Origin of the sequence: Tsuneonella rigui (assembly GCF_003958625.1) — a bacterium.
Taxonomy (GTDB): Bacteria; Pseudomonadota; Alphaproteobacteria; order Sphingomonadales; family Sphingomonadaceae; genus Tsuneonella; species Tsuneonella rigui.
The window spans coordinates 368,708-395,530 of sequence record NZ_RSEL01000005.1 but is presented as its reverse complement, the minus strand read 5'-3'; the positions used below and the strand labels follow the sequence as shown (position 1 = coordinate 395,530).

23 protein-coding genes and 1 tRNA gene are annotated in these 26,823 nt (G+C 66.6%); 17 read left to right on the top strand and 7 right to left on the bottom strand.

Annotation, left to right across the window (positions count from 1 at the left end):
• Positions 1 to 52 precede the first annotated feature (52 nt).
• Positions 53 to 1,534: a M48 family metalloprotease gene (locus ELY12_RS02665; protein WP_126175145.1), complete on the top strand. Its 1,482-nt coding sequence runs from the start codon at positions 53 to 55 to the stop codon at positions 1,532 to 1,534.
• A gap of 72 nt (positions 1,535 to 1,606) precedes the next feature.
• Here the strand turns inward: ELY12_RS02665 and ELY12_RS02660 are convergent, their stop codons facing one another.
• On the bottom strand, positions 1,607 to 1,780 hold the full coding sequence (locus tag ELY12_RS02660) for a Flp family type IVb pilin (RefSeq protein WP_126175144.1): 174 nt from the start codon (positions 1,778 to 1,780) through the stop codon (positions 1,607 to 1,609).
• 111 nt (positions 1,781 to 1,891) lie between these two features.
• Complete coding sequence (locus ELY12_RS02655; protein WP_241229692.1) at positions 1,892 to 2,077, bottom strand: Flp family type IVb pilin; 186 nt, start codon at positions 2,075 to 2,077, stop codon at positions 1,892 to 1,894.
• Positions 2,078 to 2,181: 104 nt separating this feature from the next.
• On the opposite strand from ELY12_RS02655, the gene ELY12_RS02650 reads away from it, so the two are divergent.
• The 4 genes from ELY12_RS02650 to folE all read left to right on the top strand — a co-directional run bounded on the left by ELY12_RS02650 (position 2,182) and on the right by folE (position 5,048).
• The gene (locus ELY12_RS02650) at positions 2,182 to 2,580 is read left to right on the top strand and encodes a (deoxy)nucleoside triphosphate pyrophosphohydrolase (RefSeq protein ID WP_126175143.1); all 399 of its coding nucleotides are present in this window, start codon (positions 2,182 to 2,184) and stop codon (positions 2,578 to 2,580) included.
• A gap of 47 nt (positions 2,581 to 2,627) precedes the next feature.
• Positions 2,628 to 2,704: transfer RNA gene (locus tag ELY12_RS02645), tRNA-Arg, on the top strand.
• Between the two features lie 194 nt (positions 2,705 to 2,898).
• A complete protein-coding gene (locus tag ELY12_RS02640; RefSeq protein WP_126175142.1) occupies positions 2,899 to 4,443 on the top strand; it encodes a phospholipase D-like domain-containing protein in 1,545 nt (514 codons plus the stop codon).
• Positions 4,440 to 5,048 carry a GTP cyclohydrolase I FolE gene (gene folE / locus ELY12_RS02635; protein WP_126175141.1) on the top strand — a complete coding sequence of 203 codons (609 nt, stop codon included), beginning with the start codon at positions 4,440 to 4,442 and terminating at the stop codon, positions 5,046 to 5,048. The genes ELY12_RS02640 and folE overlap by 4 nt, the downstream gene beginning before the upstream one ends.
• On the opposite strand, the gene ELY12_RS02630 is transcribed toward folE, so the two are convergent.
• Complete coding sequence (locus ELY12_RS02630; protein ID WP_126175140.1) at positions 5,029 to 5,979, bottom strand: phosphatase PAP2 family protein; 951 nt, start codon at positions 5,977 to 5,979, stop codon at positions 5,029 to 5,031. The two genes, folE and ELY12_RS02630, sit on opposite strands and share 20 nt — an antisense overlap.
• 107 nt (positions 5,980 to 6,086) lie before the next feature.
• Positions 6,087 to 6,566: a peroxiredoxin gene (locus tag ELY12_RS02625; protein WP_126175139.1), complete on the bottom strand. Its 480-nt coding sequence runs from the start codon at positions 6,564 to 6,566 to the stop codon at positions 6,087 to 6,089.
• 206 nt (positions 6,567 to 6,772) lie between these two features.
• On the opposite strand from ELY12_RS02625, the gene ELY12_RS02620 reads away from it, so the two are divergent.
• The 9 genes from ELY12_RS02620 to trxA all read left to right on the top strand — a co-directional run bounded on the left by ELY12_RS02620 (position 6,773) and on the right by trxA (position 20,010).
• Positions 6,773 to 7,234: an S-adenosyl-L-homocysteine hydrolase gene (locus ELY12_RS02620; protein WP_126175138.1), complete on the top strand. Its 462-nt coding sequence runs from the start codon at positions 6,773 to 6,775 to the stop codon at positions 7,232 to 7,234.
• Between the two features lie 99 nt (positions 7,235 to 7,333).
• Positions 7,334 to 8,743: an adenosylhomocysteinase gene (gene ahcY, locus ELY12_RS02615; protein ID WP_126175137.1), complete on the top strand. Its 1,410-nt coding sequence runs from the start codon at positions 7,334 to 7,336 to the stop codon at positions 8,741 to 8,743.
• A 39-nt stretch (positions 8,744 to 8,782) separates the two neighbouring features.
• Entirely contained in the window at positions 8,783 to 11,122 is a 2,340-nt protein-coding gene (locus ELY12_RS02610; RefSeq protein ID WP_126175136.1) for a sensor histidine kinase, read from the top strand.
• Positions 11,119 to 11,556 carry a tRNA (adenosine(37)-N6)-threonylcarbamoyltransferase complex ATPase subunit type 1 TsaE gene (gene tsaE, locus ELY12_RS02605; protein WP_126175135.1) on the top strand — a complete coding sequence of 146 codons (438 nt, stop codon included), beginning with the start codon at positions 11,119 to 11,121 and terminating at the stop codon, positions 11,554 to 11,556. Before ELY12_RS02610 ends, tsaE begins: the two co-directional genes overlap by 4 nt.
• Entirely contained in the window at positions 11,553 to 12,542 is a 990-nt protein-coding gene (locus ELY12_RS02600) for an aminoglycoside phosphotransferase family protein (RefSeq protein WP_126175134.1), read from the top strand. The genes tsaE and ELY12_RS02600 overlap by 4 nt, the downstream gene beginning before the upstream one ends.
• Complete coding sequence (locus tag ELY12_RS02595; RefSeq protein WP_241229691.1) at positions 12,539 to 13,261, top strand: nucleotidyltransferase family protein; 723 nt, start codon at positions 12,539 to 12,541, stop codon at positions 13,259 to 13,261. Before ELY12_RS02600 ends, ELY12_RS02595 begins: the two co-directional genes overlap by 4 nt.
• A complete protein-coding gene (locus ELY12_RS02590) occupies positions 13,254 to 16,196 on the top strand; it encodes a PD-(D/E)XK nuclease family protein (protein ID WP_126175133.1) in 2,943 nt (980 codons plus the stop codon). The genes ELY12_RS02595 and ELY12_RS02590 overlap by 8 nt, the downstream gene beginning before the upstream one ends.
• On the top strand, positions 16,193 to 19,645 hold the full coding sequence (gene addA / locus ELY12_RS02585; RefSeq protein ID WP_126175132.1) for a double-strand break repair helicase AddA: 3,453 nt from the start codon (positions 16,193 to 16,195) through the stop codon (positions 19,643 to 19,645). The genes ELY12_RS02590 and addA overlap by 4 nt, the downstream gene beginning before the upstream one ends.
• 44 nt (positions 19,646 to 19,689) lie before the next feature.
• A complete protein-coding gene (trxA, locus tag ELY12_RS02580) occupies positions 19,690 to 20,010 on the top strand; it encodes a thioredoxin (protein ID WP_126175131.1) in 321 nt (106 codons plus the stop codon).
• Between the two features lie 3 nt (positions 20,011 to 20,013).
• On the opposite strand, the gene ELY12_RS02575 is transcribed toward trxA, so the two are convergent.
• Together ELY12_RS02575 and argJ are read right to left on the bottom strand one after the other, a co-directional pair.
• Complete coding sequence (locus ELY12_RS02575) at positions 20,014 to 20,826, bottom strand: inositol monophosphatase family protein (protein ID WP_126175130.1); 813 nt, start codon at positions 20,824 to 20,826, stop codon at positions 20,014 to 20,016.
• Complete coding sequence (gene argJ / locus ELY12_RS02570; RefSeq protein WP_126175129.1) at positions 20,826 to 22,052, bottom strand: bifunctional glutamate N-acetyltransferase/amino-acid acetyltransferase ArgJ; 1,227 nt, start codon at positions 22,050 to 22,052, stop codon at positions 20,826 to 20,828. The genes ELY12_RS02575 and argJ overlap by 1 nt, the downstream gene beginning before the upstream one ends.
• A gap of 86 nt (positions 22,053 to 22,138) precedes the next feature.
• On the opposite strand from argJ, the gene ELY12_RS02565 reads away from it, so the two are divergent.
• The 3 genes from ELY12_RS02565 (at position 22,139) to secA (ending at position 26,037) form a co-directional block, all read left to right on the top strand.
• The gene (locus tag ELY12_RS02565; RefSeq protein WP_164549382.1) at positions 22,139 to 22,756 is read left to right on the top strand and encodes an energy transducer TonB; all 618 of its coding nucleotides are present in this window, start codon (positions 22,139 to 22,141) and stop codon (positions 22,754 to 22,756) included.
• 108 nt (positions 22,757 to 22,864) lie between these two features.
• Entirely contained in the window at positions 22,865 to 23,176 is a 312-nt protein-coding gene (locus ELY12_RS02560) for a hypothetical protein (RefSeq protein ID WP_164549381.1), read from the top strand.
• Between the two features lie 95 nt (positions 23,177 to 23,271).
• Complete coding sequence (secA, locus tag ELY12_RS02555) at positions 23,272 to 26,037, top strand: preprotein translocase subunit SecA (protein ID WP_126175126.1); 2,766 nt, start codon at positions 23,272 to 23,274, stop codon at positions 26,035 to 26,037.
• Between the two features lie 124 nt (positions 26,038 to 26,161).
• On the opposite strand, the gene ELY12_RS02550 is transcribed toward secA, so the two are convergent.
• Positions 26,162 to 26,770, bottom strand: coding sequence for a GNAT family N-acetyltransferase (locus tag ELY12_RS02550; protein ID WP_126175125.1), 609 nt, complete (start codon positions 26,768 to 26,770; stop codon positions 26,162 to 26,164).
• Between the last annotated feature and the right edge of the window lie 53 nt (positions 26,771 to 26,823).

The window sequence follows — 26,823 nt, the reverse complement described above, 5'->3', positions numbered from 1 at the left end:
AAACCGCGGCGGGCGGTGGGTCGCCGCGCATGCCTAGGAAAAGGGGCCAGACATGAACCATTCCCGCTTTGGTGTGCGGAGCGCTCTGCTTGCCACCGCCGCCGCTGCCGTCTTCGTCACCGGCTGCGCCACCACGGCCGATGCCGCGTCCACTCGTTCCACCGCGATCACCGCGGCGGAGGCCAAGTCGGGTGCCGAGCAGCATCCGCAACTGCTGCAGGAATTCGGCGGCGCGATGACCGGTCCGCAGGCGCAGTATGTCGAGCAGGTCGGCAAGAACATCGCGGTCCAGTCGAGCCTGTCGAACGCGCGCGACGCGTTCACCGTTTCTTTGCTCAACAGCTCGGTCAACAATGCGTTCGCGATCCCGGGTGGCTATATTTACACCACGCGGCAGCTCGTCGGGCTGATGAACAACGAGGCTGAGCTGGCCGGCGTTCTGGGGCACGAGGTCGGCCACGTCGCGGCGCGCCACTCGCAACGTAGGCAGAAGGCTGCGACCAAGAACTCGATCCTCGGCGCGCTCGGCTCGATCCTCGCGGGCGCGGTGCTCGGCAACAGCCAGATCGGGCAGGCGATAAGCGGCTACATCCAGCAGGGCTCGCAACTGCTGACCCTGAAGTTCTCGCGCAGCCAGGAGCTCGAGGCCGACAAGCTCGGCATCCAGTATCTGCGCAGCGCGGGCTACGATCCGCACGCGATGGCGACTGTGCTGCAGAGCCTGGCACTGCAGAACGCGCTCGACGCGTCGCTGCAGGGTCGCAATGACGCGACGATCCCGGAATGGGCTTCGACTCACCCCGATCCCGCCAGCCGCGTGAAGAGCGCGCTCAGCATGGCGGGCAACGCCACCGGTGTGACCAACCGCGACACGTTCCTGACCCGGATCGACGGCCTGACCTACGGCGACGATCCCGCGCAGGGCGTGATCGAGGGCAACCAGTTCATCCATCCGAACTATAGACTGGCGTTCACTGCGCCGAGCGGGTTCTACATGGTCAACGGCACGCAGGCCGTGTCGATCAACGGGCAGAGCGGGCAGGCGCAGCTCACCACGGCGCCGTTCAACGGCAACCTTGAGACTTACGTCCGGCAAGCCTTCGCGTCGCTCAGCCAGAACCAACAGATCGCTCCGCAGTCGCTCCAGCGCACGACCGTGAACGGGATTCCGGCGATGTACGGCACCGCGCGCGTCAATTCGGGCGGCAGCCAGGTCGACGTTGTGATCTTCGCCTATGAATTTTCGAACAGTCAGGCGTTCCACTTCATGACCATCAGCCAGGCTGGCCGGTCGTCGGTGTTCTCGCCGATGTTTAACTCGATGCGGCGGATCAGCGCCAATGAGGCGGCCCAGGTGATTCCGCGGGTGATCGACGTGGTCACGGTCGGCGCGCGCGATACCGTGCAATCGCTGGCGGCGCGCATGGCCTACTCCGATGCGCAGGAGCAGCGCTTCCGCGTGCTCAACGGACTGACCTCGAGCCAGGCCGTCACGCCGGGGCAGAAGGTCAAGTTGGTCGTCCGCGGCCGCTGAGGCGGCGGACAAAGAAAAAGGGCGACGGGATTTCTCCCGCCGCCCTTTTCGTTTTCGCGTTAGCGAAGAGGCTTACTTGTTGCCGTTGGCCATCTTCGTCGAAACGGTCGTGAAGGTGCTGCTCAGCTGGTTGCCGAGGCCCTGCATCGCGGCGATCGCGGCAACCGCGATCAGAGCGGCGATCAGGCCGTATTCGATGGCCGTGGCGCCCGCTTCGTCGCGAACGAGATTCTTGATGAACTGCATTTGACGTCTCCTGGTTCAGTCTTCGCTACCCGGCCCAGTCCGAAACCCTTTTCACGGTCTGGGCATTGCGTGGATTACGGTCAGGTGGTTGAAAAACTCCTAACCGAGCCACTACTGCTTGCCGGCTTTGTCCATCTTGCCCGCGACGTTGGTCCACATCGAGATCGTCTCGTTCCCGAAGTTCTGGATCGCCGCGATCATGGCAAGAAAGATCATCGCCAGGATCAGGCCGTATTCGACGGCGGTGGCCCCCGAAATGTCGCTGGCAAGCCGCTTGATGAGGTTGCGCATCGGCATTTTGTTTGTTCCGTCGAATACTGCCTGACTTTCGCCGTTTTGCAGTTCGACCCGTTAAGAAAGTGTTTCCGGGAGCCGCGACCTTGACAAGAAACCCGACAATCATGGCGGTGGTTGCGGGTGCGATGTGCGACTCGAGCGGGCGCTGGCTGCTGCAGAAACGCCCCGCCGGGAAGCGCCATGCCGGGCTTTGGGAATTTCCCGGCGGCAAGGTCGAGGCGGGCGAAACCCCGCTCCAGGCGCTGGTTCGCGAACTTAACGAGGAATTGACCATAGCGGTGACCCCGCGCGGCCTTGAGCCTATCGGTGAGGCTGCGGCTGACCCGGGCGAGGGGGAGCCGGCGATTGTCATCACGCTTTACAAAATCGACAAATGGCACGGGACGCCGCAGCCCGAACCGGGCGCTGAACTGGGCTGGTTCACGCCCGAAGAGATTGCCGCGCTACCCCTGCCGCAGCTCGATTCGCAGCTGGCGGCCCAGTTATTCGGGAGTGCGGGATAGGGGATTGCCAAGCTGGAATGGCGACCCTATGTGCCGCCCCCTAGCGCGCGCCCGTAGCTCAGCTGGATAGAGCATCAGACTACGAATCTGAGGGTCGGACGTTCGAATCGTTCCGGGCGCGCCAACTTTTAAGGCCGTCTCCCCACCGGGAGGCGGCCTTAAAAGTTTGCACGTCCCATCACGCTTTGGACCGGTTCGGAGTCGGAGCGCCGCAAGCGCGGAGACGGCGCAGCCGCGCAGCGGCGAAGCGATCATTCCGGGCGCGCCGCCCCACAGCGGTACTTGCCGCAACCGCTCCATCCTGACAGTGAGCCAAGCATGGGAGAGGGGCCGCAAACCACACACACGCCGGCGGACGAAAACATCGACCAGCCCGCCGCCCCCGGCGTCTGGCGCTATGCCAAAGTGGACCGCGCTAGCGTGATCATCGACGCCGAAGACTACTTCGCCGCCATGCAACAGGCGATGCTCAAGGCTCGACGGCGGATCATGCTGGTCGGGTGGGACTTCGACACCCGCATCCACCTCGCCATTGGCCGCCGCTGGTTCAGCCGTCCGTTCCGCCGCCGCTATCCGCGCCGGCTGGGAAGCTTCCTGATGTGGTGCGCCCGGCATCGCGAGGGCCTTGAGATCCGCATCCTCAAGTGGGGCTTCGCTTTCGTCCCCTTCCTGCTGCGCGGCTACATGATCGTCGATGTCCTGCGCATGGCACAGTACAAAAGCATCACCTTCAAGTTCGACAACCATCATCCGATCGGCTGCTCGCATCACCAGAAGATCGCCGTGCTGGACGACAAGCTGGCGGTCTGCGGCGGGATCGACATGACTCAGGACCGGTGGGACACCCGCGAGCACGAGGAAAACGATCGCCGCCGTCATCGCCCGCACGGGCGGCGCTACGGGCCATGGCACGACGCGACGATGATGTTCGAAGGCGAAGCGGCTCGCCAGCTCGGAAAGCTCAGCCGTGACCGCTGGCACCGGGCCGGAGGTGAACGAATCGAGGAACTGACGGTGCCGGACGACAGTCTATGGCCTGAAAGCCTGCCGGTTCAGTTCGAAGACGTAGAGATCGGCATCGCACGTACCCGTGCGCGCTACGAGGATTGCGATGAGGTTCGCGAGATCGAGGAGCTGCTGTTGGTGCAGATCGCTGCGGCGAAGAGCTTCATCTACAGCGAGAACCAGTACCTCACCTCGCCCAAGATCGCCGAGGCCATCGGCGAACGGCTGAAGGAAGCCGATCCCCCGGAGATCGTACTCGTCCAGCCGTTGGTCGCGGACGGCTGGCTGGAGCAGCAGGCAATGGATCACGCGCGTGCCCTTCTGGTGCGCGGACTGGAGGAGCTCGATCACAAGGGGCGTTTCGGGCTGTTCAACCCATTCACGGGCAAGACGCCGATCTACGTCCACGCCAAGTTGACGATCTTCGACGACGAGGTGCTGCGGATCGGCTCGGCGAACTTCAACAACCGTTCGCTCGGCCTCGACAGCGAGTGCGACGTGTTCATCGATTGCACCCGGCCGGGCAACGCGCACGCGTGCGATCCCATTCGCGCCATTCGCCACTCGCTGCTCGCCGAGCATTGCGGACTGAAGGAAGACGAGGTTGCCCGGCTGCTCGAGAGCGATGGTTCAATGCTGAACCTGATCCGCGAGCATGGCCAGCGCAATAGCCGGACGCTACGGCCATTCCTCGCGCCCGAGGTGAGCGAAATCCAGGAGGCGGTCGCCGGATCGCAAGTGCTCGACCCGGAGAAACCCGAGGACATGTTCGAACCGTTTGCCAAGGGCGGCCTGTTGAAGCAGGGCAGCATGATCAAGCGCGCCTACGATCGCGCGAAGCGAGGAGTGGGCAGATGAGTAGCCTGGTCGGTCCCGACGAAGACGTCGAAGACGGCAAGCCGCCGGTTCCCGACGACGTGCAGGAGGCCATTCGCACGCTGATCCGCTGGGCGGGGGACGATCCGACGCGTGAAGGCCTGCTCGATACCCCAAAGCGTGTTGCCCGCGCGTGGAAGGAATATTGCCTCGGTTACGGTGAGGAGCCCGGGCACCACCTCAGCCGCACGTTCGAGGAAGTTGGCGGCTACAACGAGCTGATCCTGCTCAAGGAAATCCCCTTCCAGTCGCATTGCGAGCATCACATGGCGCCGATTATCGGTACTGCGTCGATCGCCTATTTGCCGACCGACCGCGTGGTCGGCATTTCCAAGCTCGCGCGGGTACTGAACGGCTTCGCGCGCCGGCTGCAGGTGCAGGAGCGCCTGACTGCTGAGGTCGCGCAGTGCATCTGGGATCACCTCAAGCCGCAAGGCGTGGCGGTCGTCATCTGTGCAAGCCACAGCTGCATGACCGCGCGGGGGGTCCGCACCCCGGGGGTCCGCATGATGACCAGCCGGATGATGGGGGCATTCCTCGACGACCACCGCAGCCGCGAGGAAGTGCTCAAGCTGATGGGCTACTAGCCACCGCTCGCCGCGCGATCGCCGCGGCAGCGAGCCAGATGACGAAGCCTCCGGCAAGATCGACGACATAATGGCCACCCATCGGGATGGCCGCGAGGATGATGCCCGCCGTCCAGACGAGCGCCAGCGGCCAGAGACGGGTCGTTCCCAGCGCCTGGGTTATCAACAGCGCCAGCACGGTGTGGAACGAGGGAAACGCGACGACGCCGCCCATGTCCGCCAAGCGCAGAACGGGGTCGGTTCCGGCGTAGAAATTGGCGAAGGCTGGCCACTGGTAGACCCCGGCCCCCACGGGCAAGCCATGGCCCTGCAATCCCTCGAGCCCGAAATGCCGCATGGCGCCCCAGGCTGGGAAGGCCGGTGAGGCGATCGCCACGAGTTGCATCGAGATGATGGCGGTCGCGACCAGCTCCCACGCGCGCGCGACTTTCTTGCGGACAAGCGACCATCCGATCAACGCGATCACTGCCACGCCCGAGGAATTGTAGAAAAGGGACAGGACTTCGGTTAGCCACGGACGGCGTGCGACAGCGCGGATGACCTCTCCCGCGTTGAGCCCGACCAGCGCGTCCGCGGCGGCGAGCCGGGCATCGGCCAGTGGAGCACCCAAGCGCAGTCCGGCGTTGGACACGATCCCGCAGATGACCAGCGAAAGCGTTGCGGCACCGACGATCGAAGCCGCGGCCCCCATGCGTGGATCGAGCCTGCGCGACCCGCACCAGAACGTGAGGGCGAACATGACACCGGCGAGAGCGAGGAAGCGGGAAAAGCCGGCAATCTCGAGAGTGAGGCCTGTGGCCACGATGATAGCAGCACCAGCCGCTGCCGACACCGTCAGGACGCCTGCGAGGCAAAGCGCCAACGCACTCGGCATCCGCACGCCAAGGATATTCGCCGACAAGCGGGCATTGGTGAGGGAAACGGCGGTCACGCCGCCGCAATAGGCGCCAATGCTTTCGATCCGGTCACCGGACGCCAAACGCAAAAGGGCCGCGGCGCACCGATGCGCGCCGCGGCCCTTTTTTGGGTTCGCTGCTCCTAGAGCTGGCCGAGCATGTGCTCCGCGCTCGAGACAGAGAAGTCGCCCGGTTGCTCGACATTGAGCTCGGTGACGACCCCGTCGTCGACGATCATCGAGAATCGCTGGCCGCGCTTACCAAGGCCGAAGCCCGAGCCGTCCATCGTCAAGCCGAGAGCCTCGGCGAAATCGCCGTTGCCATCGGCGAGCATGGTGATGTCGTCGCTGCCGGCCGACTTGTTCCACGCGCTCATCACGAAGGCATCGTTGACCGCGGTCGCCGCGATCTCGTCGACGCCCTTGGCCTTCAGCTCAGCGGCCTTGTCGACGTAGCCCGGCAGGTGGCGCGCCGAGCAGGTCGGAGTGAATGCGCCCGGGACCGAGAACAGCGCAACCTTCTTGCCGGCGAAGAAGTCGGCGCTCTGCACGGCTTCGGGCCCCTTCTCGGTCGCCTTGGTCAGCTTCACGTCGGGCAGCTTGTCGCCCACCTTGATCGTCATCGCGCTTATCCTTTCATAAGGTTGCCTTGGCTCGCGAGATAGCGCGCGAGCGGGCCGGTGCAAGCGGGCGCGGCTGGTAAATTTCGCTTCACCTTCTGTCTTTAAAACTGGGTAAACGGCCGCGCGCATTCTCATCCCCAGGCGGACAGGGGTGTCCGCCTACAACGGGGCGGGGGGGGGTGGGACCCCCCAACAGGGGAAGCAACATGGGGAAATATCACAAGATGGCGGCCGTGCTGGCCGCGGTGTCGTCGCTTGCGCTCAGTGTGCCAGCGCAGGCGCAAACTCCGGCGGGCGAAGCGGCTAGCCTGCGCAAACTGGACATCATGCTGATGGTCAGTTCGCTGCGGTGCCGGTTTGGGGCGGACAACTTCCAGGCCGACTACGCGCGGTTCTCGACCAATCAGTATTCGACGATGCAGGGGGCGTACAACACGCTGAACGCCGACTACTCGGCGCGGATGGGCGCGGCGGGCGCGAAGAAGGCACTCGACACGATCAGCGTTTCGATGGCGAACCAGTACGGCCAAGGGCACCCTTGGCTCGGCTGCGGGCAGCTCAAGGGACTGACGCATGATCTCGCCGGCACGGCCGACCGCGGGCACCTGCTGGCGGTGGCGGACGAAGTGCTGCGTGACAGCCCGCCGGTCCAGGTCGCCGCACGGTAATCGGGCGGTGCACGGATCACATATAAAGGAAGCTTTATATTTGCTTTTGGCGCGGGCGGGAGCTAGGCGCGCGGGAATTCCCCCATTGGAGATTCCCACGTGGCCACTTCCGCCCAGACGCTGACCCGCGACTACGTCGTCCAGGACATCAACCTCGCCGATTACGGCCGCGCCGAGATCGCGATCGCCGAAACCGAGATGCCCGGCCTGATGGCGCTGCGCGAGGAATACGGCGCCTCGCAGCCCCTGAAGGGCGCGCGCATCACCGGCTCGCTGCACATGACGATCCAGACCGCGGTGCTCATTGAGACGCTGACCGCGCTCGGCGCCGAGGTCCGCTGGGCGACCTGCAACATCTTCTCGACCCAAGACCACGCCGCCGCCGCGATCGCCGCGCAGGGCATCCCGGTGTTCGCGATCAAGGGCGAGAGCCTCGCCGATTACTGGGACTACGTCGGCCGCATCTTCGACTGGGGCGATACCCCCTGCAACCTGATCCTCGACGACGGCGGCGACGCCACCATGTTCGCGCTGTGGGGCGCGCGGGTCGAGGCGGGCGAAGACCTGCCCGAGCCGGGCAATGCCGAGGAGATCGAGTTCCAGCGCGCGCTCAAGGCGTTCCTCAAGGCCAAGCCCGGCTACCTCACCGAAACGGTGAAGAGCATCAAGGGCGTTTCCGAAGAGACCACCACTGGCGTCCACCGCCTCTATCACCTCGCCAAGCAGGGCAAGCTGCCGTTCCCCGCGATCAACGTGAACGACAGCGTCACCAAGTCGAAGTTCGACAACCTCTATGGCTGCAAGGAATCGCTGGTCGACGCGATCCGCCGCGCGACCGACGTGATGCTGGCCGGCAAGGTCGCCTGCGTCGCCGGCTTCGGTGACGTCGGCAAGGGCAGCGCTGACTCGCTCCGCAACGGCGGCGCGCGCGTGATGGTGACCGAGATCGACCCGATCTGCGCGCTTCAGGCGGCGATGGAAGGGTTCGAGGTCGTGACGATGGAAGAGGCGGTCAAGCGCTGCGACATCTTCGTCACCACCACCGGCAACGAGGACGTCATCACCGCCGAGCACATGAAGGCGATGAAGCCGATGAGCATCGTCTGCAACATCGGCCACTTCGACAGCGAGATCCAGATCTCGGCGCTCGACAACTACGACTGGCAGGAAGTGAAGCCGGGGACAGACATCGTCACTTTCCCCGACGGCAAGAAGATCATCATCCTCGCCAAGGGCCGGCTGGTAAACCTCGGCTGCGCCACCGGCCACCCGAGCTTCGTAATGAGCTGCAGCTTCACCAACCAGACGCTCGCCCAGATCGAGCTGTTCACCAAGGGCGGGGAGTACAAGAACGACGTCTACGTCCTGCCCAAGCACCTCGACGAGAAGGTCGCCGCGCTGCACCTCGAGAAGCTCGGCGTGCAGCTTACGAAGCTGAGCCAGCGGCAGGCCGACTACATCGGCGTGCCGGTGAACGGACCGTTCAAGGCGGATCACTACCGCTACTAAGTTGCTTTGCGCGGCGGGCGCGAATAGCGCTCGCCCCGCATGCAATTCTCCCCGTCCGCGCTGGTACTGATCGGGCTGCTGCTCGCCGCGTGGGTGGCGGGCGCGGCATGGCTGATGATCGCCGCCAGCGCCAAGGCCAAGGCCGCCGAGGGCGCTCGCAAGGCCTCCCGCCGCATGGCGCGGATGATCGACGAAGCGCCGGCCATTCCCCTGCTGGTCCGCGCCGACGGCCGGATCGAGGGTAGCGAGCGGCTTGCCGGCTGGTTCGGCCTGCCCAAGCTGCCGCAATATCTGAGTGACCTCGGCGGCGGAGAGAGCGGCAAGGGCCTGTCCGCCGAACAACTCGCCGAACTCTCCAACCTGGTATCGCGCACGCAAAAGACTGCGGCCCCGTTTCGCATCGCGCTAACCCCGCCGGGATCGCGCCGTAGCCTGGCGGTACGCGGGTCGCTCGCCGATCCGCAGGTTTCGCCTGGCGGCGCGGCAATGTTATGGATATTCGACTTTTCCGAGAGCGAGAGCGAGCTCGCGCGGCTACGGTCCGATGCCTCGCGCGCCAAGGGCGATTTTGCGGCGCTGGTGGGCCTGATCGAGGCCGCTCCGCTGCCGATGTGGTTTCGGGGACCGGACGCGCGGCTTAAACTGGTCAATCGCGCCTATGTCTCCGCAGTCGGCGGCGAGAATGCCGATGCGGTGGTCGAAGCGCAGACCGAGTTGATCGAGGCGGTCGACGGCTTAAGTGCCGCGCAGATCGCGGAGCAAGCCGCGCAACAGAAGCGGCCGATCGAGCGGATCGTCGCAGCTACAGTCAACGGCCAGCGTCGGTCCATGCGGGTGAGCGATCTACCGCTCGGTGACGAAGGCGTCGCGGGTTACGCCGTCGACATTGAGGAGATGGAAGAGCAGGCGCGCACGCTTCGCGCGTTCCGCGACGCTCAGCGCCAGATGCTCGATCAACTGTCAGTTGGCGTCGCGCAGTTCGGTGCCGACCGCAAGCTGGTGTCGGCGAACCAGCCATTCCGCCGCGCCTTCGCCATGCGTCCCGGCGCGGCCGAAGGAATCGAGTTCGAACGCTTCCTGCGCGAGGCGCGCGAGGCCGGCCGCACGCCCGAAGTGCGCGACTTCCCGGCGTGGCGCGCGGAGCGGGTCGAGTGGTTCGCGAGCGGTGAGCCTGCCGAGGAAGCCTGGCCGCTGAGCGATGGGACCCATTTGCGCGTCGTCGCCCAACCGATGCCCGACGGCGGGCTGGTCCTCATCGCCGAGGACCGGACCGAGAGCCTGGCGCTTTCGGCAACCCGTGACACCCTGCTCCGGACCCGCACGGCGACGTTCGACAGCCTGTTCGAGGCGCTTGCGGTGTTCGCGCCCGATGGGCACATGCAGCTTTGGAACCGCCGTTTCGCCGGTGCGTGGGGTCTGGAACCTGAGGCGCTCGACGGACACCCCACTGCCGACCAGCTTGTGGCGAAGTTAACCCCGCTGCTGGCAAAGCCCAAGCAGGCGAAGGCGGTCGGTGAGATGGTTCGCGGGGCGACTCTGGACCGCAAGCAGACGGGCGGCCGTGTGTCGCTCTCGGACGGTCGTACGCTGGAGATCGCAGGCGTGCCATTGCCCGATGGCAACGGCCTCCTGACCGTCCTCGACATCACCGATTCGCAGAACGCCGAGGATGCGCTGCGCGAACGCAACGAGGCGCTGGAAGCGGCCGATGAAGTCAAAACCCGCTTCCTCGCCAACATGAGTTATGAATTCCGTGTGCCGCTCACCTCGATCAGCGGTTTCGCCGAACTGCTCGAAGCGGGCGTCGCCGGTGAGCTCACTCCGCAAGGGCACGAGTACGTTGCGGCGATCATCGAATCGGTGCAACGCCTGACCGAGCAGGTCGAGAACGTGCTCGACCTGTCGCAAAGCGAGGCGGGCCTGCTGCCGCTGGCGCCGGAGAGGATCGAGTTGCTGCCCTTCGTCACGCGGATCGTAAGGGACCGCGAGGCCGCGATTGTCGGCGCGGGGCTCAGTCTCAATCTGCGCGGCGGCCAGACCGTCAAGGTGGAGGCTGATCCGCGCCAGATTTACCGCGCGCTGGGCCAATTGCTCGACAACGCGATCGCGGCGACACCGTCGGGCGGCAAAATCCTCGTCGATTTGTCGCGCAAGGCCGACGGTGTGCGGATCGTCGTGTCCGACAACGGCAAGGGCATGAGCCGCGACGAGTTGCGCCGTGCGCTCGAAGGGCTGCGGACCGGCGCCCACGGCCGGCCGGAACGTCGCCAGGGCCTGGGCATCCCGCTCGCGCGGCAATTGGTCGAGGCGCACGGCGGCGCGCTCGAGATCGTCTCACGCCGCGGGGAAGGGACCACCGCGACGATCCTCCTGCCGTGACCGTCGATCTGCCCGACCTGGCTGCGATGGAAGACTTCGGTCGCCGGATTGCCGCGCGCGTCCGCCCCGGCGACGTGGTCGCGTTGTCAGGCGGGCTCGGGGTGGGCAAGACCACGCTCGCCCGCGCGATCATCGCCGCGCTCGGTCATGCGGGGGAAGTGCCATCCCCAACCTTCACCATCCTCGAGACTTACGACCAGCTCGATCCGCCGCTGGTGCACGCCGATTTCTATCGTCTCGAAACTACCGGCGAAGCCGACGAACTCGGTCTCGGCGATTACCGTGAAGGTGCCGTCCTGCTCGCCGAATGGCCCGACCACGCGGGCGGCTTCGCGCATGAGCCGGGCTGCCTCTCCATCGCGTTGGAATCGGCGGGAAACGGGCGGCGAGCGATTGTCGAACCGGGGGCCGATTGGCTAGGGCGCCTGCCATGATCCCGCTTCCCGAAGGCCTGCATCCGTTTCTCAGCCAAGCGGGCTGGGGGGATGCCGAAGTCGATCCGATCCCGGGCGACGCTTCCTTCCGTCGCTACTTCCGCATCCGCGACGGCAGCCGCAAGGCGATGCTGATGCACGCCCCGCCGCCGCAGGAAGACCCGCAGCCGTTCCTCGATGTCGCCGCCTGGCTCAGTGCCAACGGCCAGCGCGCGCCCGAGGTCTATGCTGCCGACGCTGAGAAGGGCTGGGCGCTGCTCGAGGACTTCGGCGACGATCGGATGCGCGACTGGCTCGAGTTGAACCCGGACGGCGAGGATGCGGCCTATGCGACTGCGATCGACGCGCTGGTCGAGCTCCACCAGCGTCCGGCGGGTCCGTTCGGCGCGTATGACCTGGCCGCCTACCTGCGCGAGACGGCGCTGTTCACCGAGTGGTATTGCCCCGCGGCGGGCCTCGAAGTGGACGAGAGCGGGTACGAGCAGGGGTGGGAGGCGGTGTTGGCGCCGCTGCTCGCGCGGCAGGCACCGGGCGTCACCGTGCTGCGCGATTACCACGCTGAAAACATCATGCTGCTCGAGCCCGAAAAGGCGGGCGGCGGCGCGCAGGGCTTGATCGATTTCCAGGATGCGCTGGTCGGGCACCCCGCTTACGATCTCGTCAGCCTGCTGCAGGACGCCCGGCGCGACGTGCCGGAAGAGCTCGAGCGGCGCATGCTTGATCGTTACCTCGAGCGCGCTGGTGCTGGGGGCGAGTTCGAAGCCGACTACGCCCGGCTCGGCGCGCAGCGGAACGCCAAGATCGTCGGCATCTTCGTCCGCCTGTGGAAACGCGACGGCAAGCCGAACTACCTGTCGCTCATTCCGCGCGTGTGGCGCGCGATGGAACGCGACCTCGCGCACCCGGCGCTTGCTCCGGTCGCCGAGTGGTTCGACCGCAACATCCCGCGCGAAGTGCGCGAACACCTGGGCGGCCGGCTGGCGTGACCGGCCTAGCCAGCGACACCGCAATGGTCATGGCCGCGGGGCTGGGCAAGCGCATGCGTCCGCTGACCGCGACTCAGCCCAAGCCGATGGTGCGCGTCGCGGGGAAGCCGCTGATAGACCACGCGCTCGATCGGCTCGCTGAGGCAGGCGTGGCGAAGGCGGTGGTCAACGTTCATTACCTCGGCGATGCGGTCGAGGCCCACGTTGGGAAGCGCCCGCTGCCCAAGGTCGTGATCTCGGACGAACGGGGAGCGTTGCTCGAAACCGGCGGCGGGATGACCAAGGCTCTTCGCGCCGGCCTGCTGCCCGATCCGTTCTTCTGCCTTAACGCCGACAATATCTGGCTCGACGGTCCGCGCGATGCCTTCGCCGATCTGTCGGCGGGGTGGGATTCGGAGCGGATGGACGCGCTGCTGCTGGTCGTCCCGCATTCGCGCGCGGCGAACTTCCGCGGTGACGGGGATTTTCACATGGACCCGCTCGGCCGGCTATCGCGCCGCAAGCCGGGCCGCATCGCGCCCTATATCTACACGGGCATCCAACTCGTCAGCCACAGGCTGCTGCGCGATGCGCCCGAGGGTGCATTTAGCACGATGATGCTGTGGGAACGCGCGATCGCCGAGGGGCGGCTTTACGGCACCAACTTCACCGGCCGTTGGTTTGAGGTTGGCACGCCCGACGCGATCAAGCCGACCGAGGAGGCGCTCAGGAGTGGCTGAGCGGCCCGGGCCCAAGGTTTATTCGATCGCGGCTCACCGCGGATTCGCCGATGCGCTCGTTTCGGGGCTGATCCCGCGCTATTCGCAGCCCGACATCGGTCTTGCCCGGCTGACGCTGTTGCTGCCTTCCAACCGCGCGGCGCGAACACTGCAGGAAGCATTCGTGCGGGCGAGCGAAGGCGGCTTGCTCATGCCGCGTATGGCGGTGGTCGGCGACCTTGATCTCGACGAGACCCTTGGCGCGCTGCTCGATCCGCTGGGCGCGGCGGACATTCCGCCCGCGGTTGAGCCGACCCGCCGCTGGCTGCGGATCGCCGAATTGCTGCGCGAGGAGATGGGCCGCGATGCGCCGCGCGGTTCGGCGCTGCTGCGCCTCGCGCGAGAGGTCGCGCGGACGATGGACCGGCTGCTGGTCGAGGATATCGGCCCTGAGGAATTGCTCGATCAGCGCGTGATCGAAATCGTCGGCGATATGGCCGAGCACTGGCAGCGGTCGGTGCGCCTGTTCGCCCGCATTCAGGCGCGCTGGCTGGAGGAGCTCTCGGTGATGGGCGCGCTCGATGCGTCGGCTCGCCGCAATCGATTGTTTGAGCACGCCGCTAAAGCGTGGAAGCTGCGTTCACCGGAGACGCCCGTCGTCGCGGCAGGCGTCACCAGCGCGTCTCCGGCGCTAGCTGGCTTGCTTCGGGTAGTGAGCGAGTTGCCCCAGGGCGCTGTCATCCTCCCCGACCTCGATCTCGCCATGCCCGCCGAGGTGTGGGACGAACTCGGCGCGGCCGGAGCAGGCGCCAATCCGGGCGACCCGCCGTTCGCGGAAGGCGATGCGGTCACTCACCCGCAATATCACCTCAAATTGCTGCTCAATCGGATGGGGATCAACCGCGCCGAGATGCAGCAGTGGCACCGCCGCGGGATGACTGCCGCCGAACCCGAGCGCAGTCACGCGATCTCCAACCTGTTCCTGCCGCCCGAAGCGAGCAAGGCGTGGGTGGGGCTGGCGCCCGAGAAGCGCCGTCTCGCGGGCGTTCGGGTGATGGAAAACGCCAATCCGGAAGCGGAGGCACAAGCGATCGCGCTGCTCATCCGGCAGGCTGTCGCGGAGCCGGAAAAGCGCGTGACGCTGGTCACGCCAGACCGCGCGTTGGCGCGGCGGGTGGTCCAGCACTTGCGCCGGTGGAACATCACCGCGGACGATTCCGCGGGCCAGCCGTTGAGCATGACCACGGCCGGCCGGTTGTTTCTGCAGCTGGCCGAACTCGCGTCGGACAATGCAGCGCCCGTCGCGCTGATCGCCGCACTGTCGAACCCGCTCGTCCGTATCGGCGAGCAACGCGGAGATTGGCTCGACGCGGTGCGCGCGCTCGATCGCAAGCTGCGTGGCCCGCGACCGGAGCCGGGGCTGCATGCCGTGCGGCCGATAGCAGCTGCGGCTCGGCTCACGGCTTGGTGGGCTGACGTCGAAGCCGTTCTGGGCCCATTGCTGATGGACGATGCGCTCCCGCTCGCCGACTGGCTCGATCGGCTCTCGGCAGCGGGTGAGGCGCTGGCCGGAGAGGCGCTATGGAGCCGCGAGGACGGCCGCGCGCTCTCGGAGTTCGTCGAGGACTTGCGCTTGCACGCGCGCGAGACCGGCACCGTTATCGAAATCGGCGACCTGCACGCCGCCCTCGGCGACGCAATGGAGCAGATCGCGGTGCGCCCGCCCTACGGCGGACACCCTCGCATCGCGATCTATGGCCTTATCGAATCGCGCATGGCGCGCGCGGACCTGGTGATCGCGGCCGGGCTCAACGAGGGTACGTGGCCCGCCAAACCGGCGACCGATCCGCTGCTTGCCCCGGCGGTACTGCGCGCCCTCGGTGTGCCCGGAGCCGACTTCCGCATTGGCCTCAACGCACACGACCTTGCGGCGGCAATGGGTGCGCCCGAGGTCGTCCTCAGCCGCTCGCGGCGGGACGAGGGCGGTCCGGCGATTGCCTCGCGCTTCCTCCTGCGGGTCCAGGCGCTGCTGGGCGAATTGGGCGACTCGCACCGTGAGAAGACGTCTCCATCGTTCGCGCAGGCAATCGATCACACCTCGCCGACCGAGCCCTATCCGCGTCCGCGACCCATGCCATCGGCGGAGCAGCGCCGGGTGCCGGTGAGCGTGACCGGGCTCGATCGCCTCCGTGCCGATCCGTACCAGTTCTACGCTTCGTCGATCCTGTCCCTGCGTGAACTCGATCTGCTCGATGCCGATCCGACGCCCGCTTGGCAGGGGACGGTGGCGCACGCGATCCTGGAGGAGTGGCACAAGACCGGCCGCCCGCTCGCGGACATCGCCGAGGAAGAGCTACGCGCGATGCAGGCGCATCCCCTCACGCGGGCGCTGTGGCGGCCGCGTTTGCTCAAGGCGCTCGAGTGGGTGGCGGCGGAAGTCGCGGCCAATCCCAATCGCAGGCCGGCGCTGTGGGAGGCGAAGGGATCGCTCGACTGGCGCGGTGTGACGCTGCACGGGCGGATCGACCGGCTCGACCGCCTCGACGACGGAAGTTTCGCGGTGGTCGACTACAAAACCGGCAAGCCTCCAACTGGGGCGCAGGTGGAGGCGGGTTATGCGCTGCAGCTCGGCACGCTCGGTCTGATGGTCGAGGGCGGGGCATTCTCCGGGGCGCACGGGCCGGCGACGCGCTTCGAATATTGGTCGCTCGGCAAGAGCAAGGACAGCGAGACCGGATTCGGATACGTCACAACGCCGCTGCTGGAGGGCAACAAGCGCAGCGGCATCGCCCCCGGTGAGTTCCTGCCGCAGGCGCGCCGCTATCTCGACGAAGCGCTCGACTACTGGATCCTCGGCAGCGAGCCGTTCACCGCGCGGCTCAATCCCGATGCGCCGGGCTATGCGACGTACGACCAGCTCATGCGGCTCGATGAATGGATGGGGCGCGAGGAATGAGCGGTGCGGTGCATCCCCTGCACGGCAATCAAGCGCTTGCTGTGACCCCTGAACAGAGCGTTTGGCTGTCTGCTTCGGCCGGAACAGGCAAGACACAGGTGCTGTCTGCCCGTGTGCTGCGGTTGCTGCTGCGGAGAGAGGCCAAGCCAGGGCAGATCCTCTGTCTTACGTTCACCAAGGCCGGCGCAGCGGAAATGGCCGAGCGCGTCAATGCGGTGCTGGCGCGGTGGGTGCGCCTGAAGCCTGAGGCGCTCGGCAAGGAACTGCTAGCAATCGGCGCGCCGGTCGATCCGGAGACTCTCGATCGCGCGCGCACACGCTTTGCCGCGGTGCTGGATTGCCCTGGCGGGGGCCTGCGCATCGATACCATCCACGCGTTCTCGCAGTGGCTCCTGGCAGCCTTTCCGGACGAGGCGGGGCTTGTGCCCGGCACGCGGCCGATGGAGGACCGCGACCGCGAGTTGCTTGCGCACCAGGTCCTTGCGGCGATGGTGGTCGAGGCTGAGGAAGCGGGCGACGACTCGGTTCTGTGCCCCCTTGCGATGCTCAGCGAGCGGATGGGGCCCGACGGAGTGCGCAGCTGGTTGATGCGCTGCGCCGAAGCGCGGGAGGTGTGGCAAGGCACCGGTGCATGGAAGCCTCCGATGCGCGAGCGGGTGCTTGGCTTGATCGGGCTGCCCGCCGATGCGGATGAAACCAGTCTGGTCGAACTGTGCGCGGAAGGGGTGTTCGACTGCGACGCGCTGCACCGCGTCCTCGTCGCCAACCAGGCGTGGGGCACCGCGACGGCCGACAAGTCGGTCGCCGCGATTGGCGATTTCCTCGCTGCGAGTGGCCTCGGGCGAGTGAGCGCGGCGCGGCCGCTCGAAGCCGCGCTGTTCACGCAGAAGGGCGAAGTCCGCTCGCTCAAAAGTCTCGAGAAGTTCGATCCAAGCTATGCCGATGACGCCGCCGCGGTCGCCGCCTCGCTGCTCGCCTTGCGGGAGCGGGAGGCGCTGCTGGCGCTGGCCGATTTCCTCGCGCCCGCGCTCGATCTCGGCCGCCGCTTCGCGCTCGCGTGGGAGGACGCGAAGGAACGGGAGGGGCTGATCGACTTCGACGATCAGATTCGCCGCGCCGCCGCATTGCTGACCCGTTCCGACATCGCCGACTGGATCCGCTACAAGCTCGACCGCCGGTTCGATCACATCCTGATCGACGAGGCGCAGGACACCAACCAGGCGCAGTGGGATATCATCCGCGCGCTGACCGGGGACTTCTTCGCCGGCGAAGGTGCGCGCGGTGAGGCGATGCGGACGATCTTCGTGGTCGGCGATTACAAGCAGGCGATCTTCCGCTTCCAAGGCACCAGCCCGGAGAATTTTGCGATCGCGCGGCGGCACTACGCCGAACTGATCGACGCGCTGGCCGAGGGCGATCCCGACCGCGAACTGCTCAACATCGGGCTTGGCCGCAGCTATCGCACCGCGCAACCGGTGCTCGATTTCGTCGACCGCGCGATCGAGGCGATCGAGCCGGCCAAGTTCGGGCTCGACACCCCGCCCGAGCCGCATATCGGCGACGACCGTCCAGGTCTCGTGACGCTGTGGCAACCGGTTGCCAGGCGCGACGACGATCCCGACGACGAGGGGCCGGAGGATTGGTTGTCCGAACCCGAGCGCGCGATGGCGACGCGGATCGCGGACCAGGTGAAGCACTGGCTCAATGCAGGCTTCCCGCTGGTCAAGGGCGAGCGGCGCAATGCTGGTCCCGGCGACGTGATGGTGCTGGTGCGCAAGCGGCGCGAACTCGCCGGGCTGATCGTCGCGCGGCTGCACGCGGCGGGCGTGCCGGTGGCGGGGGTGGACCGGTTGCGGCTCGGTGCGCCGCTGGGGGTCAAGGACCTGCTCGCCGCGCTGCGCTTCGCCGCGCAGCCGCTCGACGATCTCAGCCTCGCCAACCTGCTGGTCAGCCCGCTCATCGGCTGGTCGCAAGAGGACCTCCTCGAGTACGGCTATCGCCCCGATCGCGTACGCCTGTGGGATCACATCCGCCTCGGCCTGCACTCGCGCCAGCGCGAGACGGCAGACCGCCTGCGCGATCTCCTCCGTCTCGCCGATTTCGAGCCACCCCAGGCGCTGCTGCATTGGCTGCTGGTGGGCCCTTGGCAGGCCCGCAAGGCGCTGGTCGCGCGGCTTGGGCGCGAGGTGAACGATCCGATCGACGAGCTACTCAATGCCGCGAATGCCTACGCTTCGACGCAGACTCCGAGCCTGGTCGGCTTCCTCGCCTGGTTCGACGCGGGCGAGGGCGAACTGAAGCGCGAAGCGGACGGCGGCGGCGGCCTGGTGCGGGTGATGACTGTGCACGGCTCGAAGGGTCTGCAGGCGCCCATCGTCATCCTCGCCGATGCGACCGGCAATCCCGATTCCTCACCGACCCGTGGACTGACGCTGGCGGAGAACCTGCCCGGCGGGGGCGGACGGACGGTGCCGATCCCCTCGCTGCGGAAGGATGAGAAGGCGGGACCGGTGGCGACTGCCGAAGCCGCGGCCCGCGCTGCGGAACGCGAGGAGCATTGGCGGTTGCTCTACGTTGCGATGACCCGCGCAGAGGAGGCGCTGTTCATCGGCGGGGCGCTCGGCAAGCGCGAAAAAGAACCGGCGCCCGACTCGTGGTACGCACGCCTCAAGCCACTGTTCGAAGCGGAGGAACTCGCCGATCCGATTTGGGGTGCGCGGACCGAGTGGGGGCGGGCAGCCGAGCCTGTTCCCGTCTCGCGACGCGCGGAGACCGCGCCCACACCCGATTTGCCCGCCTGGGCAACGACCCCGGTCGGTCCGGAACCGCGTCCCCCGCGTCCGCTCGCGCCGTCGGCGGCGGGTAACGAGCGCGCAGCCGATCCGCCGCTGCCCCCCGAAGCGGCGCGCGTGGCGGCGCGGCGCGGCGTGTTGATCCACCGCCTGCTCGAACGCTTGCCCGACGTTGCCCCCGATCGTCGCATCGACGCGGGGCGAGCCTGGCTCGCGCGGCAAGGCGCCGATCTTGACCAGGCCGAGAGGGACGCCATGCTCGACAGCGCGCTGGCGGTCCTGGCGGAGCCGGCGTTCGCGCAAGTCTTCTCGCCAGCCGCACTTGCCGAAGTGCCGCTCGCTGCCACAGTCGGCGGAATCGTAATTGCGGGCACCGCCGACCGCCTGCTGATCGAGCCCAATCGGATAACCGTGATCGATTTCAAGACCGCGCGCCGCCCGCCCGCGTCGCTGGCGGAAGTTCCGGAGAGCACTCTGCGTCAGATGGCCGCCTACGCCGCCACGCTCGAGGTGATCTATCCGGGCCGCGAAATCTGCGCCGCCGTCCTCTACACGCACGCTCCGCGCCTGATCGCGATCCCCGGCGCAGAGCTGGCCGCGCGCAAGGGCCTCTTGTCCACAGACGCGGAAAGCTTTCCGCCGACACCCGTTGAGTGAGCGCGCTGAGCGCCTAGATTGAGCGCAACAGCAGGAGATACCCCATGCCGACCATCGCCGTCACCGACGCCAGCTTCCAGTCCGACGTGCTCGATTCCGACAAGCCCGTGCTCGTCGATTTCTGGGCCGAGTGGTGCGGCCCGTGCAAGATGATCGGCCCCTCGCTCGAGGAAATCGCCGACGAACTGTCCGACAAGGTGACCATCGCCAAGATGGACATCATGGAGAACACCGGCGTCCCCGGCTCGATCGGTGTACAGTCGATCCCGCTGATGGTGCTGTTCAAGGACGGCAAGCCGGTCGCGCAGAAGCTCGGCGCGGCGCCCAAGATGCAGCTCAAGAGCTGGCTCGAAAGCGAGCTCTAGGCGCTACTTGCCGGGCGCGTAGCCGGCGGCGTCGAGCCGCGCGGTGAAATCGTCCCAAAGCCGGGCGTTCGCAGCGGCAATCATGCCCTTGCGGCCGCTGTCGACCCGGTAGGGCGTTCCGTCCTGCCGGGCGCAGCGACCGCCCGCTTCGTTGAGGAACAGGTAGCCCGCGGCGTGATCCCATGGCAGCACGCGCTCGTAGATCGCGATGTCGTGTTCGCCGAACGCGACCAGCGGGTACTGCTCGGCGGCGCAGCCAGGCGCGTCGACCAATGTGAAGTGCGGCGCGACCTTGGTCTCGAACACCACGCGCCGTTCGGGCGCCATGTAGCGCGTCATGGCGGCCAGGCGCGGCGGCTCGGCACCGCTCGACCGCGTGGTGATGCGCTGATCGTCGACGAACGCGCCTTCGCCCTTGCGCGCGCGGCACATCCGGCCGCGTTGGGGATCGTAGATCCACGCCGCGATCGCCTCGCCAGCGTCGGCTAGCGCGACCATCGTCGCGAAATGGCCGGTTCCGTTGGCGAAGTTGCTGGTGCCGTCGATCGGGTCGATGATCCAGCAGGCGCCGGACAGGCGGTCGAGCACGGATGCGTCCGCGTGCGCGGCCTCTTCGCCGACTACCGCCAACCCCGGCGCAAGGCGTGTGAGCGCGTCACTCAGGAACTCTTCGACCTCGCGGTCGGCGATCGTCACCGGATCGTCGATATCCTTGTCTTCGACATCGCCCGCGGCGAGGTTGCGCCAGCGCGGCATGATCGAGCGCTCCGCGGCAAAGCGCAGCAGCGCGAGCATTTCCTCGTCGAGGGCGCTCATTACGACCGATAGTCGGCGTTGATCGCGATGTAGCCGTGGGTGAGGTCGCAGGTCCACACGGTCGCGCGGCCTTCGCCGAGGCCCAGATCGACCTGGATCATGATCTCGCGGCCTTTCAGATGCTCGGCGACGGGCGCCTCGTCATAATCCGTTAGCGGCTGGCCATCGCGCGCCGCCCAGGTCCCGCCGAACCCGATCGAGAGCCTGTCGCGGTCTGCCGGCTCGCCCGCCTTGCCGACCGCCATCACCACGCGGCCCCAGTTCGCATCCTCGCCGGCGATCGCGGTCTTCACCAACGGCGAGTTCGCTACCGCGAGCCCGATCTTGCGCGCGCTTTCGTCGGATTGCGCGCCGGTGACGGCCACTTCGATGAATTTCTGCGCACCTTCGCCATCGCGCACGACCAGGTGGGCAAGCTGTCTGCATACATCGTGCAGTGCGGCTGCAAATGCGTCGGAACCCGCGTCGTCGACCGAGGCGAGGGGGACATTGCCCGCCTTGCCGGTGGCGAACGCCAACACGGTGTCGCTGGTCGAGGTGTCGCTGTCGACCGTGATGCAGTTGAACGTCGCGTCGCTCGCGGCAGAGAGCATTGCCTGCAGGAACGCCGGTTCGACTGCGGCATCGGTGAAGATGTAGCCGAGCATGGTCGCCATGTCGGGGGCGATCATTCCGCTGCCCTTTACGATGCCGACGAGCGAGACGGTCTTGTCGCCGATCACCGCCGTGGCCACTGCGCCTTTCGTGAAAGTGTCGGTGGTTCCGATAGTTGCGGCGGCTTCCTCCCACGAGCACTCAGGTGCATTGAAGGCGGCAGCGAGTCCCTCGCGCGCCTTGTCCTGCGGCAGCGGGACGCCGATCACGCCGGTCGACGAGACGAACACTTCGCTCGGCGCGCAGCCTAGATGATCGGCGACTTGGGCCATGATCACTTCGACCGCCTCGCGCCCGCGATAGCCGGTGAAGGCGTTCGAGTTGCCCGCATTGACAATCAGCGCGCGCGCCTTGCCGAGCCGCGCTTGCTCGCGGCCCAACTCCACCTCGCTCGAACAGCACACGTTGCGGGTGAACACGCCTGAGACGGCGGTGCCTTCATCCAGTTCGACGAAGGTCAGGTCGCAGCGGCCCCAATCCTTGTACCCGGCGCGCGCCACGCGGGCCGTGACGCCGGCGATTTTCGGCATTGCCGGGAAAGCGCGGGCGAGGGGGGAGCGGTGCAGGTCCATCGCGGCTGCGCATAAGCTTGCGCGAAAGCCCCTGCAACTGGGGGGCAGCCCTTTACGGACGGCGCGAGTTATTGCACCAATATGCTATGCGAATCCAAAGCCTTGCAGCCTCAGCGCTGCTTCTCAGCACCGCGCCCGCGGTCGCAGCCGAGCCGGCGGCGCCGCGGCCCACGGGGAATCCGGGCACATGGGTCACCGCAAACGACTATCCCGCTGCGGCTTTGCGCGAGGAGGCTCAGGGGGTAGTTCGCTTCGTACTGGGTGTGGCTGCAGACGGCAGCGTGACCGACTGCACCGTTCAGGAGAGCAGCGGGAACGCACATCTCGACACGGCCACTTGCGAACTCATCCGCGCCCGCGCCCGCTTCACTCCCGCCAAGGATTCGGCTGGCCAAGCCATCGCCGGTACTTGGTCGAGCTCGGTCCGGTGGCAAATCCCCGACACGGCGCGTACGCTTCCACCGATCATGCTGGTCTCATATCGCTTCGTGGTGGAAAAAGACGGCTCCGTTTCGTCTTGCGAGGTTCTGTCGGATTCCGAGCCTGTGTCCGGGCCCGGGGGGAAGATGGTCAGCCCGGGCGCGGCAGCTTGCGCAAACATTCCCAAGTCCGCCATCAGCCCGATGACCGACAAGGACGGCCAACCGGTCCGCAGCGTCACGACAATGACCTTCAAAACCGAGCGGACCCAGCTTTCCGACTGATTTTTTTCGCTTATCGGCCCAATAAGGGCCTTGCGTTCAAGTTTCGTTCAGCGCGCGCCGCTAAGGCAGTGCACAGTTCGATGTAATGTAACCGCGTTTCACTGGGGGGTGGACGAGATGGCCGCCAAAGCTTATCTGACCCGCGCTATGTTGCGTCGCATCCTCGCTTGTCTTGCGCTCATCACCGGGCTTGCCGCCACCGGCACGCCGGCGCATGCGCGCATGATGCTCGATTTCGGCCACCAGGTTGAAAACAGCACGACCGCGCCGCAGGGCTCGCAGCAGGCCGCCTGCAGCGCGCTGCCCCAGCGGGTGAATGCCCAGGGCAAGACGATCACGCAGCCCGGCTGTGCGCCGCGCAAGCCGATCGTCATCTACATCCCGACGGTACAATTCGGTCCCGACCGCGCGTTCGAGTAACGCCGCCTTCCATCGCGCCGTAATCTGACGCTCCGCACCTGCGCTCGCGCGCGGGCGGGGCGCGCATCCGTACCTCCAGCCGTCAGGCCACTCCCATGATTCAGAACCTCGCCAAGGCCCTGTTCGGGTCTTCGAACGACCGTTACGTCAAGTCGCTCGACAAGATTGTCCGCCAGATCAACGCGCTCGAACCGCAGATCCAGGCGCTCTCCGATGCCGAGCTCACCGCGCAGACGCAGAAGTTCCGCGACCAGCTCGCCGCCGGCAGCACCCTCGACGACATCCTGCCCGAAGCCTTCGCCACCGTGCGCGAAGCGTCGGTTCGCGTGCTCGGCATGCGGCACTTCGACGTGCAGATGGTCGGCGGTATTGTGCTCCACCGGGGCGAGATTGCCGAGATGCGCACGGGTGAGGGCAAGACGCTGGTCGCAACGCTCGGCACTTATCTCAACGCCATCGAGGGCAAGGGCGTCCACGTCGTCACCGTGAACGACTACCTCGCCCGCCGCGACGCCGACTGGATGGGCCGCATCCACAAGTTCCTCGGCCTGACGGTCGGGGTGATCGTGCCCAATCTCAACGAGTTCGAGCGACGCGAAGCCTACGGCGCGGACATCACCTACGGCACGAACAACGAATTCGGCTTCGATTACCTGCGCGACAACATGAAGCACGAGCGCGCACAAATGGTTCAACGTGCCTTCAATTTCGCGATCGTCGACGAGGTCGACTCGATCCTGATCGACGAAGCGCGCACGCCGCTGATCATCTCCGGCCCGACTGAGGACAAGCAGGACCTCTACATCGCGATCGACGGGATCGTGAAGTCGATCGACCCGAGCTTCTACGAAGCGGACGAGAAGGCCAAGAGCATCTCGTGGACCGAGGAGGGCGCCGAGAAGATCGAGGCGATGCTCGCGGAGTCCGGCTTGCTGACCACGCCCAACCTCTACGACGTCGAGAACACCCAGGTCGTCCACCATCTCGACCAGGCGCTGCGCGCGAATGTGATGTTCAAGCGTGACATCGATTACATCGTGAAGGACGACAAGATCGTCATCATCGACGAGTTCACCGGCCGCATGATGGACGGGCGGCGCTGGTCCAACGGCCTGCACCAGGCGGTCGAAGCCAAGGAGGGCGTCAAGATCGAGCCCGAGAACCAGACGATGGCCTCGATCACCTTCCAGAACTATTTTCGCATGTATCCCAAGCTCAGCGGCATGACCGGCACCGCCGCCACCGAGGCGAGTGAGTTCTGGGACATCTACAAGATGAACGTGGTCGAGATCCCGACCAACGTGCCGGTCCAGCGGATCGACGAGGAAGACGAGTTCTACAAGAACACGCAGGACAAGTTTCAGGCCATCGCCAAGGCGATCGCCGAGAAGCAGCAGATCGGCCAGCCGGTGCTGGTCGGCACCGTCTCGATCGAGAAGTCGGAGCTGCTGAGCGAATTCCTCGAGAAGGAGGGCGTCAAGCACTCGGTCCTGAACGCCCGCTTCCACGAGATGGAGGCGCACATCGTCGCCCAGGCCGGACGGCTCGGTGCGGTGACCATCGCCACCAACATGGCCGGCCGCGGAACCGACATTCAGCTCGGCGGTAACGTCGAGTTCCGGATCGAGGACGAGCTCAAGGACCTGGCCGAGGACGACCCCAAGCGTCCGTTGGAGATCGACCGCATCAAGGCCGAGGTCGCCGCCGAGCGCGCCAAGGTGCTGGAAGCGGGCGGTCTGTTCGTGCTCGCCACCGAACGCCACGAATCGCGCCGCATCGACAACCAGCTGCGCGGCCGCTCGGGCCGCCAGGGCGACCCCGGCCTCAGCCGCTTCTACCTGTGCCTGGAGGATGACCTCCTGCGCATCTTCGGGCCGGACACGCTGTTCGCCCGGATGATGAACTCGAACCTCGCCGATGGCGAGGCGATCGGCAGCAAGTGGCTGTCGAAGGCGATCGAGACCGCGCAGAAGAAGGTCGAGGCGCGCAACTACGATATCCGCAAGCAGGTCGTCGAATACGACGACGTGATGAACGACCAACGCAAGGTCATCTACGAGCAGCGCGCCGACATCATGGACGCCGACGCGGTGGACGAGGTGGTCGCCGACATGCGCCACGACACGGTCAACACGCTGGTGGGCGAGGCGTGCCCTCCGGGCTCCTATCCCGAGCAGTGGGACATCGCGGGCCTCAAGCAGCGCGCGATGGACGTGCTCGGGGTCGAAGCGCCGTTCGAGGAATGGGTCGAGGAAGACCACGTCGAGCCCGAGATGCTCGAGGAACGGCTGCAGGCGATGACCGACGAGGTCATGGAGCGCAAGATCGCCGACGCCGATCCCGACATGTGGAAGCGGATCGAGAAGCAGATCCTGCTCGAACGGCTCGACCACCACTGGAAGGAGCACCTCTCGACGCTGGATGCGCTGCGCCAGGTGATCTTCCTGCGCGCCTATGCGCAGAAGCAGCCGATCAACGAGTACAAGCGCGAGGCGTTCATGCTGTTCGAGCGCATGCTCGAAACACTGCGCGAGGACGTGACCACGATCCTGATGCGGAGCGAATTCCGCTTCAGCGCTCCGCAGGCGCCGCTGGCGCTGCCCGATCTGCCGGAGTTCCTGACCGGGCACATCGAGCCGCTGCTGGGGATCGAGGATTCGAACGACGGCGACGGATCGCGCACGCGCGAGGCGCTGTTCGGCTCGCTCGCCGGATCGCCGATGGCCGAGGCCGGACCCGGAGGAGTGGCGGACAATCCGTGGGCGGGCGAGGACATCAGCCGCAACGCGCCGTGCCCGTGCGGTTCGGGTAACAAGTACAAGCACTGCCACGGAGCGGTTGGGGCGAAGGCTCCGGCGTAAGCTAACGTCTGCCCCAATCATGCCCGTCACCCCCGCGAAAGCGGGTGCCCATCACCGAGGCTGCGTTTCACGCTTCGGCGGGAGATGGGTCCCCGCTTTCGCGGGGATGACGAGCATTTTCGCGTTACCGCGGCTGCCTTAGCATCGCCTCCAACGGCGGCGCGTCCGGCATGACCTCGATCATCGCCTGCCGCTCGAACCCGCAACTGCCGTAGAACCCGCAGTTCGCCGGGTTCGAGTTTTCGAGATAGGCCGGCAGGCCCGCCGCGTCGCATGCGTCGAGCACCGGCTGGATCAGCCTCCGCCCGTGGCCCTGGCCGCGCGCCTGCGGCCGCACACCGATCGTGAACAGGTAGGCGTGGGGGAAGGTCGGGTGGTGCCGGTTCATGCCCGCAACCGCGGCATCGGTCCGCTTGAGCGCACCGCTGGTGCTGTGGAGGAGGACGGCACGATAGAGCGCCGGCATCGCCATCCAGGGCGGCTCAAGATCGCCTCCCGGCAACATCCACATCGCCGCGCCCTGATCGCCCAGCCGGTAGCAGAACCCGCGCCGGGTATAGACGTGCCGCGCAAGCGCCGCGAACACGCCTGCCATCCCGCGATAGCTGCCGAACAGCCACCGGTTGAACGGATCGTCGCGAAAGGCGTCGGCGGTGATCTGCGCGATGACGCCAGCCTCTCCGAGGCCCGCACGCACCAGGTCGCCGCCCAACTCGATGTCCGGAAACTCCATCGCCCGCGCCTCCAGTTCGCGGGGCTAGCATGCCGCATGCCGTATGGTAGTGC